The organism is Pedobacter sp. ok626, assembly GCF_900100435.1.
Classification (GTDB): Bacteria; Bacteroidota; Bacteroidia; order Sphingobacteriales; family Sphingobacteriaceae; genus Pedobacter.
This window is the reverse complement of sequence record NZ_FNEX01000019.1, coordinates 44699-62137: the sequence shown is the minus strand read 5'-3', so window position 1 is coordinate 62137 and position 17439 is coordinate 44699. Positions and strand designations below refer to the sequence as shown.

The 17439-nt window shown below is 38.5% G+C and carries 18 protein-coding genes and 2 tRNA genes; 10 read left to right on the top strand and 10 right to left on the bottom strand.

The genetic code is table 11. The features are described 5' to 3' along the window. Positions 1-90: 90 nt before the first annotated feature. A complete protein-coding gene (locus BLS35_RS22745) occupies positions 91-534 on the bottom strand; it encodes a cytochrome B (RefSeq protein WP_090785725.1) in 444 nt (147 codons plus the stop codon). 85 nt (positions 535-619) lie between these two features. Beyond that, complete coding sequence (locus BLS35_RS22740; RefSeq protein WP_090785724.1) at positions 620-1069, bottom strand: GNAT family N-acetyltransferase; 450 nt, start codon at positions 1067-1069, stop codon at positions 620-622. A 133-nt stretch (positions 1070-1202) separates the two neighbouring features. Here BLS35_RS22740 and BLS35_RS22735 point away from each other — a divergent pair, with 133 nt between their 5' ends. Then, a complete protein-coding gene (locus BLS35_RS22735) occupies positions 1203-1613 on the top strand; it encodes an iron chaperone (protein ID WP_090785723.1) in 411 nt (136 codons plus the stop codon). On the opposite strand, the gene BLS35_RS22730 is transcribed toward BLS35_RS22735, so the two are convergent. Then, complete coding sequence (locus BLS35_RS22730) at positions 1603-2517, bottom strand: AraC family transcriptional regulator (protein WP_254779063.1); 915 nt, start codon at positions 2515-2517, stop codon at positions 1603-1605. The two genes, BLS35_RS22735 and BLS35_RS22730, sit on opposite strands and share 11 nt — an antisense overlap. 184 nt (positions 2518-2701) lie before the next feature. On the opposite strand from BLS35_RS22730, the gene BLS35_RS22725 reads away from it, so the two are divergent. Together BLS35_RS22725 and BLS35_RS22720 are read left to right on the top strand one after the other, a co-directional pair. After that, complete coding sequence (locus tag BLS35_RS22725) at positions 2702-4207, top strand: aldehyde dehydrogenase family protein (protein WP_090785722.1); 1506 nt, start codon at positions 2702-2704, stop codon at positions 4205-4207. Between the two features lie 94 nt (positions 4208-4301). Further along, positions 4302-4670: a DUF779 domain-containing protein gene (locus BLS35_RS22720; protein WP_090785721.1), complete on the top strand. Its 369-nt coding sequence runs from the start codon at positions 4302-4304 to the stop codon at positions 4668-4670. Positions 4671-4733: 63 nt separating this feature from the next. Here the strand turns inward: BLS35_RS22720 and BLS35_RS27930 are convergent. Next, positions 4734-4878: transfer RNA gene (locus tag BLS35_RS27930), tRNA-Asp, on the bottom strand. 74 nt (positions 4879-4952) lie between these two features. Beyond that, positions 4953-5060 (bottom strand) — tRNA-Asp (locus tag BLS35_RS27925). 155 nt (positions 5061-5215) lie between these two features. Between BLS35_RS27925 and BLS35_RS22715 the strand changes: the two genes are divergently transcribed. Continuing rightward, entirely contained in the window at positions 5216-5689 is a 474-nt protein-coding gene (locus BLS35_RS22715) for an Lrp/AsnC ligand binding domain-containing protein (RefSeq protein WP_090785720.1), read from the top strand. Positions 5690-5747: 58 nt separating this feature from the next. On the opposite strand, the gene BLS35_RS22710 is transcribed toward BLS35_RS22715, so the two are convergent. From BLS35_RS22710 to panC, 3 genes are all read right to left on the bottom strand, one after another. After that, positions 5748-6887: an acyl-CoA dehydrogenase gene (locus BLS35_RS22710; protein ID WP_090785719.1), complete on the bottom strand. Its 1140-nt coding sequence runs from the start codon at positions 6885-6887 to the stop codon at positions 5748-5750. 95 nt (positions 6888-6982) lie between these two features. After that, positions 6983-7333 carry an aspartate 1-decarboxylase gene (panD, locus tag BLS35_RS22705; protein ID WP_090785718.1) on the bottom strand — a complete coding sequence of 117 codons (351 nt, stop codon included), beginning with the start codon at positions 7331-7333 and terminating at the stop codon, positions 6983-6985. Between the two features lie 45 nt (positions 7334-7378). Further along, the gene (gene panC, locus BLS35_RS22700) at positions 7379-8218 is read right to left on the bottom strand and encodes a pantoate--beta-alanine ligase (RefSeq protein ID WP_090785793.1); all 840 of its coding nucleotides are present in this window, start codon (positions 8216-8218) and stop codon (positions 7379-7381) included. 152 nt (positions 8219-8370) lie between these two features. On the opposite strand from panC, the gene BLS35_RS22695 reads away from it, so the two are divergent. The 3 genes from BLS35_RS22695 to glmS all read left to right on the top strand — a co-directional run bounded on the left by BLS35_RS22695 (position 8371) and on the right by glmS (position 12598). Then, positions 8371-9195, top strand: coding sequence for a glycogen/starch synthase (locus BLS35_RS22695; protein WP_254779061.1), 825 nt, complete (start codon positions 8371-8373; stop codon positions 9193-9195). 23 nt (positions 9196-9218) lie between these two features. Next, the gene (locus BLS35_RS22690) at positions 9219-10676 is read left to right on the top strand and encodes a DUF4270 family protein (RefSeq protein ID WP_090785716.1); all 1458 of its coding nucleotides are present in this window, start codon (positions 9219-9221) and stop codon (positions 10674-10676) included. Positions 10677-10759: 83 nt separating this feature from the next. Then, a complete protein-coding gene (gene glmS / locus BLS35_RS22685) occupies positions 10760-12598 on the top strand; it encodes a glutamine--fructose-6-phosphate transaminase (isomerizing) (protein ID WP_090785715.1) in 1839 nt (612 codons plus the stop codon). Positions 12599-12649: 51 nt separating this feature from the next. On the opposite strand, the gene BLS35_RS22680 is transcribed toward glmS, so the two are convergent. Further along, a complete protein-coding gene (locus tag BLS35_RS22680; RefSeq protein WP_090785714.1) occupies positions 12650-13078 on the bottom strand; it encodes a single-stranded DNA-binding protein in 429 nt (142 codons plus the stop codon). 3 nt (positions 13079-13081) lie between these two features. Then, complete coding sequence (gene mutY / locus BLS35_RS22675) at positions 13082-14143, bottom strand: A/G-specific adenine glycosylase (protein ID WP_090785713.1); 1062 nt, start codon at positions 14141-14143, stop codon at positions 13082-13084. 171 nt (positions 14144-14314) lie between these two features. On the opposite strand from mutY, the gene BLS35_RS22670 reads away from it, so the two are divergent. The 3 genes from BLS35_RS22670 to BLS35_RS22660 all read left to right on the top strand — a co-directional run bounded on the left by BLS35_RS22670 (position 14315) and on the right by BLS35_RS22660 (position 17296). Beyond that, positions 14315-14617 carry an HU family DNA-binding protein gene (locus BLS35_RS22670; RefSeq protein WP_090785712.1) on the top strand — a complete coding sequence of 101 codons (303 nt, stop codon included), beginning with the start codon at positions 14315-14317 and terminating at the stop codon, positions 14615-14617. A gap of 5 nt (positions 14618-14622) precedes the next feature. Further along, a complete protein-coding gene (locus BLS35_RS22665; protein ID WP_090785711.1) occupies positions 14623-15492 on the top strand; it encodes a tetratricopeptide repeat protein in 870 nt (289 codons plus the stop codon). A gap of 253 nt (positions 15493-15745) precedes the next feature. Further along, positions 15746-17296: an Rne/Rng family ribonuclease gene (locus BLS35_RS22660; RefSeq protein WP_090785710.1), complete on the top strand. Its 1551-nt coding sequence runs from the start codon at positions 15746-15748 to the stop codon at positions 17294-17296. Positions 17297-17439 lie beyond the last annotated feature (143 nt).

Sequence of the window (17439 nt, the reverse complement as noted above, 5' to 3'; positions counted from 1 at the left end):
GTGCTACGCCATTGCCAAGTATGTATATTGTTAATCATATGTCACAAAAATATAAATAAATCTTACAAAGCAAAATTAAAATTGTAATTTTTATGAAACACCAAAGAATGAGCGTGAAGGATCTGCATTCACCATTGCTATAATTGCTGCCACAATGATGACCAGGGCAAGGCCAAAATAAAGTGCAACTGAACGGTGTTTTACCGTTGCATCGGTTCCTTTCTTAGATCTTGCGTTTCCAACAGTGATTAAAATAATAGCAAAAATCATCATTCCTATGTGCTCCATTTTCCAATAACGACCTACAGCTACAGAACTATCTATTTTATACCAATCATTCATAAAATACAGAATTAGGCCCATTAAAAGTTGAATGTGTGCAGATATTAAAGTGAAAAGGTTTACTTTTCTATTTCCTTCCGTATATGGTTTTTTGCCAAGCCATCCAGACAATGCCTGAATAATTGCCACTACCAATAAAATTAAAACCAGGTAACGCCAACCTGAATGTGCGCTTTTTAAAATCTGATACATAATATTTTTTCTTTCAAACTTAGTTAATTAGTTTTTTGAATGGGATAAAAGGCGGAGCCTAAATGTTTTTTAGAATTAATATAAATTACGCAATAGCCCCCATTTTCATGACATACTTATCAATTCCTTTTGCAAAACCATCTGGAATAACTTCAATGGTTTCAAAACCTCTTTTAAGGTAAAAACCAGCGGTATGCTGGGAAGTATCTACTTTATAAATTTTACCCGGATAAACTTCCTTTAGCAGGTCAATTCTATATTCTGTAAGCATTTTGCCAATACCGGCTTTATGCTGATTAACATCCACCATTCCCCAGGACAGGCCTGCTTCCATACCATCTTCCTCTAAAAAAACACCTCCACAAGCAACAATAACCCCATCCTTTTCGACCACATAATAATTGTCTTCAATATCACGATCCAAAAAATCAATAAAGGGCTGCAGTTCTTCTGCAGCAAAGAATTTAGGCATGTTACTTTTAAAAATCTCAATGCATCTCTCCTTAAATAAAGGCTTATACTTTAGTATCTTCATCGTTAACTGGTTTATTTGGTTGTCACAAGTTAAAAATATTTTGCCGTAATACTACCCTTAAATTGTCGTCAACGCCCCCTATGGGTTTAGTAAATGTCATCGATATTTGCTACCAACCTAAAAACAAAAGACCATGCCTGCTGAAAAAACAAAATTTACAACTGTTGAGAAATACATCGATTCGTTTCCTGAAAATATTCAGTTTCTGCTCGAGGTAATCAGGGAAACCATTAAAGAAAGTGCACCTGATGCCGAAGAGGTCATTAGCTATAATATCCCTGCATTTAAATTTCATGGCATGCTCATCTTTTATTCGGCCTATAAAAATCATATCACGATTTCTATTCCCCCATCTAAGGTATACGAGGTATTTAAAGCTGAATTATCCGCTTACAAGGTTAGTAAGTCTGCCATTCAATTGCCACTCAACAAACAATTACCTTTAAAACTTATTAAGGAAATGACCGAATTCAGGCTAAAGGAAAATTTAGAACTTGCCGAAGAGAAAAAACGCAAGGGTAAAGCAATAAAAGCTAGTGCCTGAACTGCAACTGATAATTTCCAGGTGTGACCCCAACCAGTTTTTTAAAAGTTCGGATAAAATAGTTGGCATCACTAAAACCTAATTCATAACTTACCGCAGCCACTTTAGCTGATGGATTGCTCAGCAATTGCTTGGCTTTGGCAATCTTTTCGGCCAAAATAAAATCATTCGGACTAATGCCTAGCTCTCGTTTAAACAATCTGTAAAAGGTGGCTTTGCTCATACAGGCTTTGTCGCTTAGTCCATTGATGCTGATTTTCTCGTTTAGATTGGATTTGATATAATCAATAACATAAGCCAGTGGATTGTGGTTGCTATGGTTATCTCCTGCCGCAAAAGCATTCAGATTCTGACTTTGCATGATGCGTACCAACAATTCTTTCAGTGTCAAATCAGCCAGCACATCTTTCGCCGTCGACTGTTCCGAACAAATTCTGATAACCTTATTAATCAGGTATGCAATTTCCTGATTGTTATCAAAATGATATTTATCATAATCTAACGCCCATTTCCCTAGCCCTTCTTTAGGAAAAAATTCATTCAGGTAATTAATGGTCTTTTTTATCTGTTCCTGATCAATGGCCAATGCAATACACTGCGTAGGATTGTTGTCCGCTGCTTCAGGAAAATCAATTTTCATTGTCACAGTCGGAGGGACGATGACTGTCTGCCCAGGTAAATATTCAAACCCATCCTGATCATACAAATGCATAACCTTTTTCCCACGGAGCATACTGGTAATCACAAAGTCATTAAAAGCGAGTGGCACCAGATACGATTTGGTATAGGTTTCAAAAATATTCAGCTCGCACCGCTCCAGTGTATATGAAGTTCTATTCTCGACAAGGGTTTGCAGGCTTTCATTTTTACTCAGACCTACAGCATTGGGAATGTAATGCATCATTAACAGGATTTGGTTAGTTATAAACGGACAAGTTAAATATAAATTATATATCAACAAGGTTACCCTGGCTGAAACTATAATGCTACTAAATGAAACGATTATACTATCTAAAGCCCTGCATTCAGAACTAGGTTTGTATTGACCAGATCATAAACAATGTGTTTTATAAATTAAAAACGGCAACATGAAAAATTTAGTTGAAAGACCTACTTTCAAGGCTCAGTATGATAATTTTATCGGCGGCAAATTCGTCCCGCCTGTGAAGGGAGTATATTTTGACAACATCTCTCCCATCGATGGAAAAGTATTTGCCAAAGCGGCCCGATCCAGCAAAGAAGATGTCGAACTTGCGCTTGATGCTGCACACGAAGCATTTAAAACATGGAGCAAAAGCTCGCCGACTTACAGGAGTAACATTCTTTTAAAAATAGCGCAAAGAATAGAAGACAATTTAGAATTCCTGGCCACGGTTGAGACGGTTGACAATGGTAAAGCTATACGGGAGACCCTGGCTGCCGACTTACCGCTTGTAGTAGATCATTTCAGGTATTTTGCAGGGGTAATCCGGGGAGACGAAGGTTCCATCGCCGAACATGATGAAAATACAGTAAGCATCGTTCTTCATGAACCTATTGGTGTAGTTGCACAAATCATTCCATGGAACTTCCCCTTATTGATGGCCACCTGGAAAATCGCTCCAGCACTTGCTGCCGGATGTTGTACAGTAGTTAAGCCTGCAGAGCAGACTCCGGTTTCTATCATGGTGTTGATGGAGTTGATTGGCGATATTTTACCTCCGGGGGTGCTGAACGTAGTGAATGGGTACGGGATTGAAGTAGGTAAGCCACTGGCCACCTCCACCAGGATCTCTAAAGTAGCTTTCACAGGAAGTACAACTTCGGGCAGATTGATTATGCAATACGCAGCCGAGAACATCATCCCTTCAACGATGGAACTGGGTGGTAAATCTCCGAATATTTTCTTCGAATCGGTAGCTGCCGAAGACGATGCCTTTTTTGACAAGGCCGTAGAAGGTGCAGTAATGTTTGCATTAAACCAGGGAGAGATCTGTACTTGTCCTTCAAGAATCTTGATTCAGGAAAGCATTTATGATAAATTTATCGCAAAGGTCATTGAGCGTACCAAATCTATAAAAATTGCGCATCCCCTGGATAAAAATGGCATGATGGGTGCACAAACTTCTAATGAGCAATATCAGAAGATCCTTTCTTACCTGAAAATCGGAAAAGAAGAAGGTGCTGAAGTTTTAACCGGCGGATCGGCCAATAAGCTGGAAGGCGATTTAGAAAGCGGCTATTACATCGAACCAACGCTCTTAAAGGGACACAACAAAATGCGTGTTTTCCAGGAAGAGATTTTTGGTCCCGTGGCCTGTGTAACAACCTTCAAAACTGTTGAGGAGGCAATTGAAATTGCGAATGACACGCTTTACGGTTTAGGAGCAGGTGTGTGGACTCGTGATGCACATGAACTGTATCAAGTTCCCCGTGCGATTCAGGCGGGCCGAATATGGGTAAATCAATACCATGCCTATCCTGCTCATGCACCGTTTGGAGGATACAAAAAATCAGGCTTCGGTAGGGAGAACCACAAAATGATGCTTGATCATTATCGCAGTACTAAAAACATGCTGATCTCGTATGATAAAAATAAATTAGGTTTCTTTTAATACTCACAAGTAATCTGAATTGGGAATGATCGCTGTGTGGAATCCAATCTGCATGGCGAACAATCCTTTTTAATATTTATTAAACTGAAATAAGATGGTCAAAAGAATAGCGGTAACAGAAAGTGCCAGGAAAATCATCCAACAGCTAAAGCAAGAGTACGGTGAGCTAATGTTTCATCAGAGCGGCGGTTGCTGCGAGGGTTCTTACCCCCATTGCTTTGAAAAGGGCGGTTTTCTTGTAGGTAGCAACGATATTTGTATTGGAGAAATAGAAGATTGTAAATTTTATATGGCCGCTGATCAGTTTGAATACTGGAAACATACACATCTCACCCTGGATGTAATAACAGGCAGGGCCGCAAGTTTTTCACTAGAGTCGACGCTTGATATGGGCTTTATTATCCAATCGAGGTTATTTACTGAAGAAGAACTTGGAGATTTGGATCAGATAACAACAGGGTAAAAAAAAAGAGTAATCTCATCCAAGATTACTCGTTTTTAACTAACTTATTATTCATAAAAAAACTGGCTGTTGGGGAAGGAGTCGAACCTTCAAGGGGTAGTTAGCTACAGTTCAAAAATTAATTTGTGGTCAACCCATAAACTGCGTTTATCCATTTATCCCCACCACCGAGACAAGAAGGCGTGTCTGCCAATTTCACCACCCAACATAATTTAAAAGTACAAAAATTAATTAAGTAGTAAGATTTTGGTTTAGGTTGATTCTGATCTTACTACTTAATTGCTGTAGGGGAAGGAGTCGAACCTTCAAGGAGTAGTTAGCCCTTACGGGTTTTCCATATTCTCCACCACCGAGACAAGGAGGTGCGTCTGCCAATTTCACCACCCTACAGAGTATAAGCAAATGTTAAAGAACTAATATTTTTTGTTACTTGCTTGATACAAATGTAACAACAACCCTCATACGTTGCAAATATTCTAATCATTTAATTTTATTTTTATCATATTTATAATTATATTTGAATATCGTTAACAAATATCAAAATCATGCTTAAAAAAGAAAGCCAAAATTTAGAAATTGATAACCTGGATATTGACATCTTAAAACAATTGATGCAAGACGCGACTAAGCCTTATACAGAAATAGCAAAAGATCTGATCGTTTCGGGCGGAACCATCCATGTTAGAATGAAAAAGCTACAAGAAATGGGCATCATAAAGGGTTCACATTTAATTATTGATCCTCAAAAAGCAGGCTACGACGTTACCGCCTTTTTAGGTATCTACTTAGAAAAAGGGATTCAATATAAAGACGCGGTGGAGCAATTAAGTAAAATTAAAGAGGTAGTTGAGTTGCATTACACCACGGGAGCCTATAGTATGTTTGCCAAGATCATCTGTAGAGATACGAGTCACCTTAGACATGTGTTAAATGAAGAAATACAGGCAGTGCCTGGTATTCAGCGTACAGAAACACTGATTTCATTGGAAGAGAGCATCAGAAGACAGATTGAGTTATAGCATAAAGGCCCCGATCGGGGCCTTTGAAACCATCTCAGCGATAAGCTGTGCTATAAAATTATCTGATAATCTCTCTTGAGATCACCATCTTTTGAATTTCTGAAGTTCCTTCATAAATCTGAGTAATCTTTGCATCACGCATCAAACGCTCAACATGATATTCTTTTACAAAGCCATATCCACCGTGTATCTGCACAGCCTCAATAGTTACATCCATCGCGACTTTAGATGCATATAGTTTCGCCATTGAACCCGCCAAGGTGTACGACTGTCCCTGATCTTTTAACCAAGCCGCCTTATAAACCAACAAACGCGCCGCTTCTATTTGCGTAGCCATATCAGCCAGCTTAAATGCAATCGCCTGATGTTCTGCAATTGGCTTACCGAATGATTTACGCTCTTGAGCGTATGCAAGCGCGAGTTCATACGCACCCGCAGCGATCCCCAATGCCTGAGCTGCAATGCCAATTCTGCCACCTTCAAGTGTTTTCATCGCAAACTTAAAGCCGAAGCCCTCTTCGCCAATCCTGTTTTCTTTAGGGACTTTAACATCATTAAACATCAAAGAGTGTGTATCAGAACCCCGGATACCCAATTTATTTTCTTTTGGCCCTACAGTAAACCCTTCCATGCCCTTTTCAACAATAAAAGCATTGATACCTTTATGTTTTAACGATCTGTCGGTTTGCGCAATAACCAAATAAGTTGAAGCTGTGTTACCGTTGGTAATCCAGTTTTTTGTTCCATTTAACAGGTAATAGTCGCCCATATCGACAGCAGTAGTTTGCTGCGAGGTAGCATCCGATCCAGCTTCAGGCTCTGATAAACAGAACGCCCCAATCTTTTCTCCGGCAGCTAATGGCTTTAAATATTTTTCTTTTTGAAAATCTGACCCGAAAGACTCCAGTCCGTAGCAAACCAGTGAGTTATTGACAGAAACAACTACTGATACAGAAGCGTCAATTTTTGACAGCTCTTCCATAACCAGAACATACGACAGGGCATCAAGACCACTCCCATTATATTTTTCTGATACCATCATCCCCAAAAAACCCAATTCACCAAGCTTTTTTACCTGCTCTACGGGAAATTTCTGATGCTCATCTCGTTCGATAACTCCAGGTTTTAACTCAGTCTGCGCAAAATCTCTTGCAGCCTGCTGGATCATCAATTGTTCTTCACTTAATTGAAATAGCATAATAATATTGTAAAATAATAAGTTATGGCAAATTTATATATTCTACGCCATATTACTATGGCTGCATAACATTTTTTTACTTTTATTAATACGTTCTATTTCAAAAGATGGTTGTTATCATCCGGGAATACTAGGATTGGATGGTATTTCTTTGCTTCTTCAATTGGCAAAGATCCATAAGACATAATAATCAGGATATCGCCAACCTGAACTTTTCTAGCTGTAGCTCCATTTAAGCAAATGGTACCACTACCACGTGCGCCTTTAATTACATAAGTCTCAAAGCGCTCGCCGTTATTGTTGTTTACGATCTGTACTTTTTCATTTGGAATGATATTAGCCGCATCCATTAAATCTTCATCAATGGTAATGCTTCCAACATAGTGCAGTTCCGCCTGTGTTACTCTAACACGGTGAATTTTCGATTTTAGTATCTCGATAATCATGACGCAAAGTTAACCAATTTTATGGATGGAAGGTTTTTTCTATTTTCAATTCAGTATCATATTATCGATAAGGCGGGTCTCTCCAACCTTAGCAGCAACCAAGGCCACGATATCATCATGCTTTTTGTCTTCTTCAGGCAGCAGCGTTGCTCCATTTGCAATGGTAAAATAATCCAGCTCTACTCCTGGCGTTTCGTTGATTAGCTTTCTAGCGGACTCAAGCAAGGCAGGAATACTTTCCGTAGCGAAATGATCCTTCACATAGGTCAGCGCTTTACTTAAAACAAGGGCATTTTCCCGATCTGCAGCAGAAAGATGGATATTTCTTGAACTCATTGCCAGACCATCATCTTCTCTGATAATTGGACATGAAACGATCTGAACTGGCAGTTTAAACCAGGAAACCATATTCTTAATCATCAGCACCTGCTGAAAATCTTTCTGTCCGAAGAAGGCAATATCAGGATTTACGGCATCAAACAGCTTTTTAACAATCTGAGTTACGCCCTGGTAATGTCCTTTTCTAAATTCTCCTTCTAAAAGAAACTCAGCTGGACCAAGGTCTATATGCCACTCTTCAGGTTTAGGGTACATTTCTGTAACTGAAGGCATAAACACAACATTACATCCTGCTTCTTGCAGCATTTTCATGTCATGCTCCAACGGACGCGGATATTTTTCCAGGTCTTTAGGATCGGTAAACTGGGTAGGGTTTACAAAAATACTGCAAACCACGACATCAGCTTGTTGCTGCGCTATTTTTATAAGCGATACGTGTCCTTTATGCAATGCACCCATTGTTGGGACCAATGCAATTTTCTGTTGGGCCAACTTAATTGGCTCAAGCAGCGACTTTAATGCCGCGATAGTATTTATGACTTTCAAACTAGCTGGTAAAATTTCAAGGGGCAAAGTTGGTTATTTATCCATTCCCAACAAAACATCTTGCGTATATTATTGATAAATGTTATTATTTTGCTTACCTTTGCCCCTTGATAATCTTTTCTTTAACATAAATTTTTATTTAGAATATGGAGATGGCAAAAACGAAGCTACTGATTGTTACACACGAGATGTCGCCTTTCCTTGAACTCACAAAGATTTCTGAAATTACCCGTCAATTACCACAGGCAATGCAGGATAAAGGATTTGAGATCCGCATTTTGATGCCGAGGTTTGGGAATATTAATGAAAGAAGGAACAGATTGCACGAGGTGATACGTCTTTCAGGAATGAACATCATTATTGATGACAATGACAATCCCTTAATTATTAAGGTGGCTTCTATCCCCGCTGCCCGTATGCAGGTTTACTTCCTTGACAATGAAGACTATTTTCAGCGCAAGTATGTATTCAGGGATAAAGAAAACAAGTTTTACGCAGATAATGACGAAAGAACGATCTTCTTTTGCAAAGGCGCACTTGAAACCGTTAAGAAATTAGGATGGGCTCCTGATATCGTTCATTGCCATGGCTGGATGACTTCATTAGTACCTGCTTATATCAAAACGACTTACAAAAACGATCCTACGTTTAAAAACTCTAAGGTAGTTTACTCTATTTATGAAAACTGCTTTACAGAGACTTTAAATGTCGATATGCATAAAAAGGCAATCATGAATTCTATGACTGCTGATGATACTAAGATGTTTGAGAACGCTGATTGCGACGTATTGCATATGGCGGCTGTATCTTACTCTGATGCAGTGGTATTAGCAGACGAGAACATTCATGCTAATGTGTTAAAATTTGTTAAAGATTCTAATAAGCCAACTTTAGCTTATAATTTAACAGAAAATTTTGAAAACTTCTATACTTTGTATGAAGAGATTTCAAATGAAGAATTGGCTTCACTAGCATAAACTCAGGTATTATTAAATTAAATATGAAATTTACAAAACAAGACTTATTAACCATGTTGATAGGTCTTTTTCTTTTTGCTTCCTGTAAAGATTCCAACACCATAGGTTTGGATCTCGATAAAGCTGACCAAATTCAAGGCGACTTAGTGGATTCAGTTACCGTTACATCACAAACTTTAAGAGACGATGTAACCTCAGGCGTTTCTCTAGCTAGATATCCTTTTGGCTTTATGACTGATGGTGTATTTGGTACATCTTCAGCCAACTTAGCCATGGCCGTTTCGATACCCGCCAACGTGGATTATAGTACTTATAAATTTGGCCCCAATGCGCTGATAGATTCAGCGGTACTGGTCTTACCTTATACTAGTCAGGTTTACGGAGATACAGCGACATCGGTATATACGGCCAACGTATATCAACTTACCAACGACCTATCAAAAGAGACAACATACCCTATCACTAAAGATTGGCCAGCTAGCACTACCTCTGTTGGAACTTTCAGTGGTAAAATCAAACCAACCACAAAGACATCTATTACCGCTATTGTTCCTGGTGGCCCAGATACCTTAGTAAAGGTTGTCCCTCAGATGAGGATCAAGTTGACTAATTCCTTTATTCAAACAAACATCATGGATAAAGACTCACTCACTTTATCTAAAGCAAACAATTTCTTCAAGTCTTTTAAAGGCTTGAAGGTCTCAGCAAGCTCAACCGCTCCCGCTAAGGGAGGAATTATGTTCTTCAATTTTGCTGGAACTGATGGTAAACTAGAGATTTATTATAAAAAACCAAATGCAACTACGCCTACAACTAAAGATACAGTAGCTGTTAGTTTCCCAATAGGGAGCACATTAAGCCCTGTATCCGCTAGTGTTAATCATGGATACACTCAAGTTATACTAGATCAACTTAGCGCAAATCCGCCGGCAACAGATGTAACTTATTTACAAGCACTGGCAGGATTAAAAAACAAAATATCTTTTCCTTATTTAAAGAATTTTGTTGCTGATAGGAAGAAATCGGAGAATGGCGGTAACCCAAACACCAAGATTATCGTTAACAAAGCAGAATTGGTGATTGACCTAAACAGTAACGTTACAGACATCGTGCCTTTCAGTGCCGCGCAGCGACTTGCTTTATACAGATTTGATCTTGCGGGTCAAAGGGTAAATGTTCCTGACAATGACAATGGCGTACAAAATGTATATGCTGGAGACCCACGTGCACTTGGCGAAACTTTATTTGGTGGTTATTTCGATTCTGTCAGAAATAGATACATTTTTACAATTACATCATACATTCAAGACCTTTTGGATGGCAAGACATCAGATTATGGAACATTCCTGGCACCAAGCTCACCTACCGAGTTTAACTTAACTCCTTCGGTGACTTCTGCAGCCCGTTCTATTATCAATAAACATAAAAAGAATCCTGCATCAGGACTGAAATTAAATATTTTCTACACTCAGATAAATTAAATTCATCTGAGTTTGCAGTCAATCCCCCAAGAAATAATTATTTTTGGGGGATTTGTTTTATACTACCTAAATAAACCTAATACATGTGTGGAATAGTTGGTTACATCGGCCATAGAGAAGCCTGGCCTATTGTTATTAAAGGACTAAAAAGATTAGAATACCGCGGCTACGACAGTGCCGGTATTGCCTTGATTAACGATTCAGGCTTAAACATTTATAAAAAAGCAGGCAAAGTTCAAGAACTTGAAAACTTTGCTAAAGGAAAAGACCTTTCGGGGACTATTGGAATTGGACATACGAGATGGGCAACTCACGGCGCCCCTTCCGATAGAAATTCACACCCGCATACCTCAAACAATGGAAAGCTTACCATCATCCACAACGGGATCATAGAGAACTATGCTACCCTTAAGGAAGAGTTGCTAACCAGAGGGCATGAATTTAAAAGTGATACCGATACCGAGGTTTTGATCCATTTGATCGAAGAGGTTTACAAAAACGACAATACGGATTTACTGGAAGCTGTTAGATTAGCACTAAACGGAGTTACTGGAGCTTATGCAATCGTAGTGATGGACGAAGACCAACCTGGACAATTGATTGCGGCCAGAAAAGGTAGCCCAATGGTAATTGGCGTTGGCGATGGCGAATACTTTATCGCTTCGGACGCTACTCCTATTGTAGAATATACCAAGAATGTAATTTATTTGAACGATAATGAAATTGCTTTTTTGAAGCGTGATGAATTATTGATCAAACGTTTGGACAATGTAATCCAAACACCATATATCCAGGAGCTGGAGCTTAAACTGGAAATGCTGGAAAAAGGCGGTTACGAACATTTCATGTTAAAGGAAATATTCGAGCAGGCCCGTTCTATAAGAGATTGTATGCGCGGCCGGATTTATCCCAATGAAGGAATAGTACAACTGGGCGGAATAAAAGAGTATGCTGATAAGCTAAAAAATATAGACCGCATCATCATTGTTGCCTGTGGCACATCATGGCATGCAGGTCTGGTTGGCGAGTATTTAATTGAAGAATATGCCCGTATTCCTGTTGAGGTTGAATACGCATCTGAGTTCAGATATAGAAATCCAATCATAACTGAAAAAGATGTAGTGATTGCCATTTCGCAATCTGGAGAAACGGCCGACACCATGGCCGCAATTGAGATGGCAAAAGAAAAAGGTGCTACAATTTTTGGCGTATGTAATGTAGTTGGCGCATCTATTCCAAGATTAACCCATGCTGGTGTTTATACGCATGCCGGACCGGAAATTGGTGTGGCTTCCACAAAAGCATTTACTGCGCAGGTTACCGTACTTACTTTGATGGCCTTCTATATGGCTCAGCAAAAGGGCACATTAACCCATTCTAAATTAATCGAACTGCTTACGGAATTGGATTGTATACCTGACAAGATTCAGAAAGCACTTGAGTCCAACGACATGATCAAGGAGATTGCGGAGAAATTTAAAGATTCGAGAAACTGTTTATTCCTTGGAAGAGGAAGTGGTTTCCCTGTCGCCCTAGAAGGCGCTTTAAAGCTCAAGGAGATCTCATATATCCATGCGGAAGGTTATCCTGCAGCTGAAATGAAACACGGGCCTATCGCCTTAATAGACGAAGAAATGCCTGTTGTGGTTATTGCTACCAAGAACTCTTCTTACGAAAAAGTAATCAGCAACATCCAGGAAGTAAAAGCAAGAAAAGGAATTGTATTAGCAATTGTTACGGAAGGTGATGTTGATGTTAGGAAAATGGCCGATTACTGCATCGAAATACCTGATGCAAGTGAAGCGTTTTTACCTTTACTGGCCACTATACCTCTTCAGTTGTTATCCTACCATATTGCTGTATTAAGAGGCTGTAATGTTGATCAGCCAAGAAATCTGGCCAAATCAGTTACTGTAGAATAATTTTATTTTAAGGCTGTATCTCGTTTGATACAGCCTTATTTACTACTTCAGTCAAAACGGCAAATCTCCTGCCGGGTCTGTAAGATTTGTATATTCGTTTTCACTTTTCGGCGTGGTATTTTCCCCACTTACCGGTGTTTGTTCAAAATCGCTTTTCCTGCCCAGAATCGTAAAATTCTCAGCAACGACCTCCGTCACATATTTCTTTACTTTTTCTCTATCTTCAAAAGATCTGGTACGTAATTTTCCCTCAATATAGACCAGTTTTCCCTTTTGCAAATACTTAGAGGCAACCTCTGCCAATCCCCTCCACAAAACAATATTGTGCCATTCGGTTTGCTCTATCCTTTTGCCATCCTTGTTATAGGTTTCTGATGTTGCCAATGGGAAACTGGCTACAGTTACGCCCCCGTCTAAATGTCTTACTTCAGGATCTTTGCCCAAGTGTCCGACTAAAATAACTTTGTTAATACCTGACATGAATTATGGTTTTTCTAAGTAATTAAAATGCGTATTTATAAAATTTGTGATCACTTTTGGTTGCGGCAATTCGTCAAACTCCCTAAGTGTGACCCATTTTATTTCTGCATCCTGATTAAAGTTAATGATATAATTATCTAAACCAAAAAATCGAACATATATAGTTTGGTGGGTTAATAAATGTTTTTGCTGACTTAAAGCGGTAATATTACAATCCTTTCCAAAGATTTTTTCCAACTGCTCGGAGAAATTTTGATGGTCTTCCTGATAATTTTCAACGGTTTCGACCAATGGAAAATCATAAAGCTCCTGCCAGATATCACCGGCATTGCGTTTTTTGACCAGAATATTTTCATCCGCCTGACAGATCAGATAATTAAAATAGCGAATGCGCTTTTTTAATTTATTAAGTTTAACAGGTAGCGTGCTAACCAAATTCCGCCTACTGGCTACACATCCAGATTGAACGGGGCAAACACTACAATTTGGCGATTTTGGTTTACACTGCAGTGCTCCAAACTCCATAATCGCCTGGTTATATACAGAAGCTTCCTGATCGGCGATCAGCGCCTGCGCCAATTCCAAAAATTGCTTCTTACCACCACTACTATTTATAGGTTCGTCAATGCCAAAATAACGAGAAAGCACCCTAAATACATTTCCATCCAATACGGCTTTTGACTCATTAGAGGAGAATGAGGCAATTGCAGCTGCTGTGTATTCACCAACCCCTTTAAGTTTAATTAATTCATCGTATTTGGTTGGAAATTTTCCATCATGAAGTTCCTGTACTTGTTTGGCGGTAAAAAGCATATTTCGCCCTCTCGAATAATATCCGAGGCCTTGCCAAAGCTTAAGTATTTGCGTTTCCGAGGCCGCTGCAAAATCCAAAACAGTGGGATAATGCTGCAAAAAGCGGTTAAAATAGGGCAAGCCTTGCTCTACACGGGTTTGCTGCAAAATAACCTCAGATAACCAGATAATGTATGCATCTTTGGTGTCCCGCCAAGGGAGCGCTCTCTTATGTTTTAGGTACCAGTTTACGATTTCAGATTGAAAACTCATGTGGGTAAAAATACGGCGTAATTATTTGATTTTAGCAAAACTTGCAATCCAGTGATAGAAGATCTGACAAATAAATCATCTTTTATTTTCCTATCTCATTAAAAAGCAATACTTTTGCAGCCCAAAACATTTATAAAATACAACACACAGTAAATTAATAAAACAAAAAATATGACTAAGGCAGATATTATTTCAGAAATATCAACGAAAACAGGAATTGAAAAGGTAGATGTACAAGAAACCGTTGAGGCATTTTTCAAGGTCATCAAAAATAGTATGATCGGTGGCGAAAATGTATACGTGAGAGGTTTCGGTAGCTTTGTTGTAAAAAAGAGAGCCCAAAAAACTGCAAGAAATATTTCAAAAAATACAGCGATTATTATCCCTGAGCACTTTGTACCAAGTTTCAAACCAGCAAAAGTATTTGTTGACAAAGTGAAAAGCAACACAAAAAAACTTAGCGTAGAAGCTTAATAGCCATGATAAAAAGTATCCGTTCCAAACAAATTATTCTAATAGGCGCTGTCATTTTGCTTGTAGCGTTTTTGTTTACGAGGGATATTAAAGGTTTGGTAAAACCGAAAGAGGATACCACTGCTGCTGTTCCTTCTGCTGGGCAAATGCCTACTCAAGAAACAGCAGCAATCAACTTAAATGAGGTTTCTACTACAGGAAAAAACGTGCTAAATGCTAGTATTGCCGCTGAAATCACCTCATTAGAAAATGCTTATAAAACTGCTTCCGAAGACAAGAAAGCTCCGGCAGCAAAATTATTGGCTCAAAAATGGGATGACGTGGAACAAGCTGTTCCAAGCGCGTTATATTTAGAGATTGTAGCAACTAAAGAACCTACTTTAAACAACTGGCTAGCAACGGGTGATAAGTTTATAAAAGCTTATGACAACACTCGCGATAGCTTATTACAACCTGCATTGTTGCAAAAAGCCAATACGGCTTATACAAATGCAGTAGCTGCAGATTCGACCAGTGCTGATGCTAAAACAGGCCTAGGCATTACCATTGTGAATGGTATGGGTATGCCGATGCAAGGTATCGCTATGTTGATGGATGTAGTGAAAAAAGATCCTAAGAACTTAAAAGCAAATATGAGCTTAGGTACTTTTGCCATAAAATCCGGTCAGTTTGATAAGGCGATCACAAGATTTAACAGCATTATAGCTATTAAGCCTACTCCAGATGCTTATTTTTATCTGGCTACAGCTTATGAAAATCTTGGAAAAAATGATGAGGCAATTGATGCTTATTTAAAGAGCAAAAAATTGGCTGCCAATGCCACTTTATCTAAATTTATTGATGAAAAAGTGATTGCATTGAAGAATAAAAAATAATAAACAGATTCAAAAAATATTTAAACTTTAAAATTATGCCAAGCGGTAAAAAAAGAAAAAGACATAAAATGGCTACGCACAAACGCAAAAAACGTTTAAGAAAAAACAGACATAAGAAAAAATAATTTTTCTTAATGTTTATTGCTCAACAACTAAGGCTAGGATCTGATCGTAGCCTTTAGTTGTTGGCAGCAATATTTTTTTTTATTGTCCATGTGTTAATAAGGCAGTAATGCCTTAAAATCTGTAGCTTTTGGTAAAGGAACTAATTATAGATTCATCTCCTTCGGGAGTAACCATAGCTTTAATTGAAGATAAACACCTTGTAGAACTTCATAAGGAGCAGATCAATAACAATTACGCAGTTGGAGACATTTATTTAGGCCGTATAAAGAAAATTATGCCGGGTCTAAATGCTGCGTTCGTTGATGTTGGTTATGAGAAAGATGCATTTTTGCATTATTTCGATCTTGGTCCTCAAGTACAATCTTTAATAAAGCTTACAAAAATCAAGCGTAATGGCTCTGTTAATGGCACACTATTAGATAATTTCAAATTAGAAGAGGACATTAACAAAGCGGGTAAAATATCAGAGGTGGTCAGTAAAAACCTTGTTTTACCAGTACAAATCGCTAAAGAACCAATCTCAACAAAAGGACCCCGTTTAAGTTCTGATCTTTCTATTGCAGGAAGATATATTGTATTGGTACCCTTCTCTAATGTAATTTCGATTTCCAAAAAAATTAAGAGCAATACCGAACGTAATCGTCTAAAAAAGATTATCGAAAGTATTAAACCTAAGAACTTTGGTGTAATCATTAGAACCGTCTCGGAAGGAAAAGGCGTTGCAGAACTTCAGAAAGATCTTTTGGATTCTGTTGCCAAGTGGGAAAACTTTATTAAAAAGCTACCTGATGCCGAACCATCTAAACGTGTTTGGGGTGAAATGGACCGTACATCCACACTGATCCGTGATATTTTAAGTACAGACTTTACAAATGTTTATGTAAACGATAGTAATCTTTTCGAAGACATCCGCTCATACGTACATGAGATTTCTCCGGAAATGGAAAAGATTGTTAAAGTATACAAGCATAAGGAGCCTATATTTGAACATTTCGGTATCGAGAAGCAAATTAAAAACGCTTTTGGAAAAACGGTAAATCTGGCTGGTGGAGCATACCTTGTGGTAGAGCATACCGAGGCTTTGCACGTTATTGACGTGAACAGCGGTAATAGAACTGCGAGTAAAGAAAATCAGGAAGAGAATGCGCTCCAGGTAAATAAAGAGGCGGCTAAAGAAATTGCCCGCCAATTGCGTTTGCGTGATATGGGTGGTATTGTTGTGATCGATTTTATTGATATGCATAAACCTGCGAACAGGAAAATGTTGTTTGATCACTTAAGAGATCTGATGATGCTGGACCGCGCGAAGCATACCATACTTCCTCCAAGTAAATTTGGCCTTGTTCAAATCACCCGTCAACGTGTAAGACCGGAGATGAACATCGTAACAAGCGAGAAATGCCCTACCTGTGACGGTACGGGAGAAATCAAGGCTAGTATTGTTTTAATGGATGACATTGAAAATAATCTGACCTATATTTTGCAGGAGCAAAACGAAAAAAATATTACGCTTTGTGTACACCCGTATATCGAAGCTTACATTAAAAAAGGATTGATTTCTTTACAGTGGAAATGGTTCTTTAAATTTGGACAACGGATAAAAATAAAAGCAGTTCCGTCGTATAACCTTACTGAATTCCATTTTATTTCTTCTAAAGACGAAGAGATTAAATTATAATAACAACTACGGTTGTTTGAACAGGCCTAATTTCTTGATAGAGATTAGGCCTGTTTTGTTTTAACTACGGTTTATTTCTGGAATTTAGTCTAAATTCGTAACCTATACAGGTTGGATCCAACGTCCACATATCAATCATTAAA

Excerpts from the sequence above, each read along its gene's own strand:
- panD (WP_090785718.1), bottom strand. The coding sequence starts at position 7,333 with ATGATTATCGAGATACTAAAATCGAAAATTCACCGTGTTAGAGTAACA.
- BLS35_RS22665 (WP_090785711.1), top strand. The coding sequence starts at position 14,623 with ATGATAAAAAGTATCCGTTCCAAACAAATTATTCTAATAGGCGCTGTC.
- BLS35_RS22745 (WP_090785725.1), bottom strand. The coding sequence starts at position 534 with ATGTATCAGATTTTAAAAAGCGCACATTCAGGTTGGCGTTACCTGGTT.
- BLS35_RS22725 (WP_090785722.1), top strand. The coding sequence starts at position 2,702 with ATGAAAAATTTAGTTGAAAGACCTACTTTCAAGGCTCAGTATGATAAT.
- BLS35_RS22680 (WP_090785714.1), bottom strand. The coding sequence starts at position 13,078 with ATGTCAGGTATTAACAAAGTTATTTTAGTCGGACACTTGGGCAAAGAT.
- BLS35_RS22715 (WP_090785720.1), top strand. The coding sequence starts at position 5,216 with ATGCTTAAAAAAGAAAGCCAAAATTTAGAAATTGATAACCTGGATATT.
- BLS35_RS22730 (WP_254779063.1), bottom strand. The coding sequence starts at position 2,517 with ATGATGCATTACATTCCCAATGCTGTAGGTCTGAGTAAAAATGAAAGC.
- BLS35_RS22710 (WP_090785719.1), bottom strand. The coding sequence starts at position 6,887 with ATGCTATTTCAATTAAGTGAAGAACAATTGATGATCCAGCAGGCTGCA.
- BLS35_RS22670 (WP_090785712.1), top strand. The coding sequence starts at position 14,315 with ATGACTAAGGCAGATATTATTTCAGAAATATCAACGAAAACAGGAATT.
- BLS35_RS22695 (WP_254779061.1), top strand. The coding sequence starts at position 8,371 with ATGGCAAAAACGAAGCTACTGATTGTTACACACGAGATGTCGCCTTTC.
- mutY (WP_090785713.1), bottom strand. The coding sequence starts at position 14,143 with ATGAGTTTTCAATCTGAAATCGTAAACTGGTACCTAAAACATAAGAGA.
- BLS35_RS22720 (WP_090785721.1), top strand. The coding sequence starts at position 4,302 with ATGGTCAAAAGAATAGCGGTAACAGAAAGTGCCAGGAAAATCATCCAA.
- BLS35_RS22690 (WP_090785716.1), top strand. The coding sequence starts at position 9,219 with ATGAAATTTACAAAACAAGACTTATTAACCATGTTGATAGGTCTTTTT.
- BLS35_RS22735 (WP_090785723.1), top strand. The coding sequence starts at position 1,203 with ATGCCTGCTGAAAAAACAAAATTTACAACTGTTGAGAAATACATCGAT.
- glmS (WP_090785715.1), top strand. The coding sequence starts at position 10,760 with ATGTGTGGAATAGTTGGTTACATCGGCCATAGAGAAGCCTGGCCTATT.
- BLS35_RS22740 (WP_090785724.1), bottom strand. The coding sequence starts at position 1,069 with ATGAAGATACTAAAGTATAAGCCTTTATTTAAGGAGAGATGCATTGAG.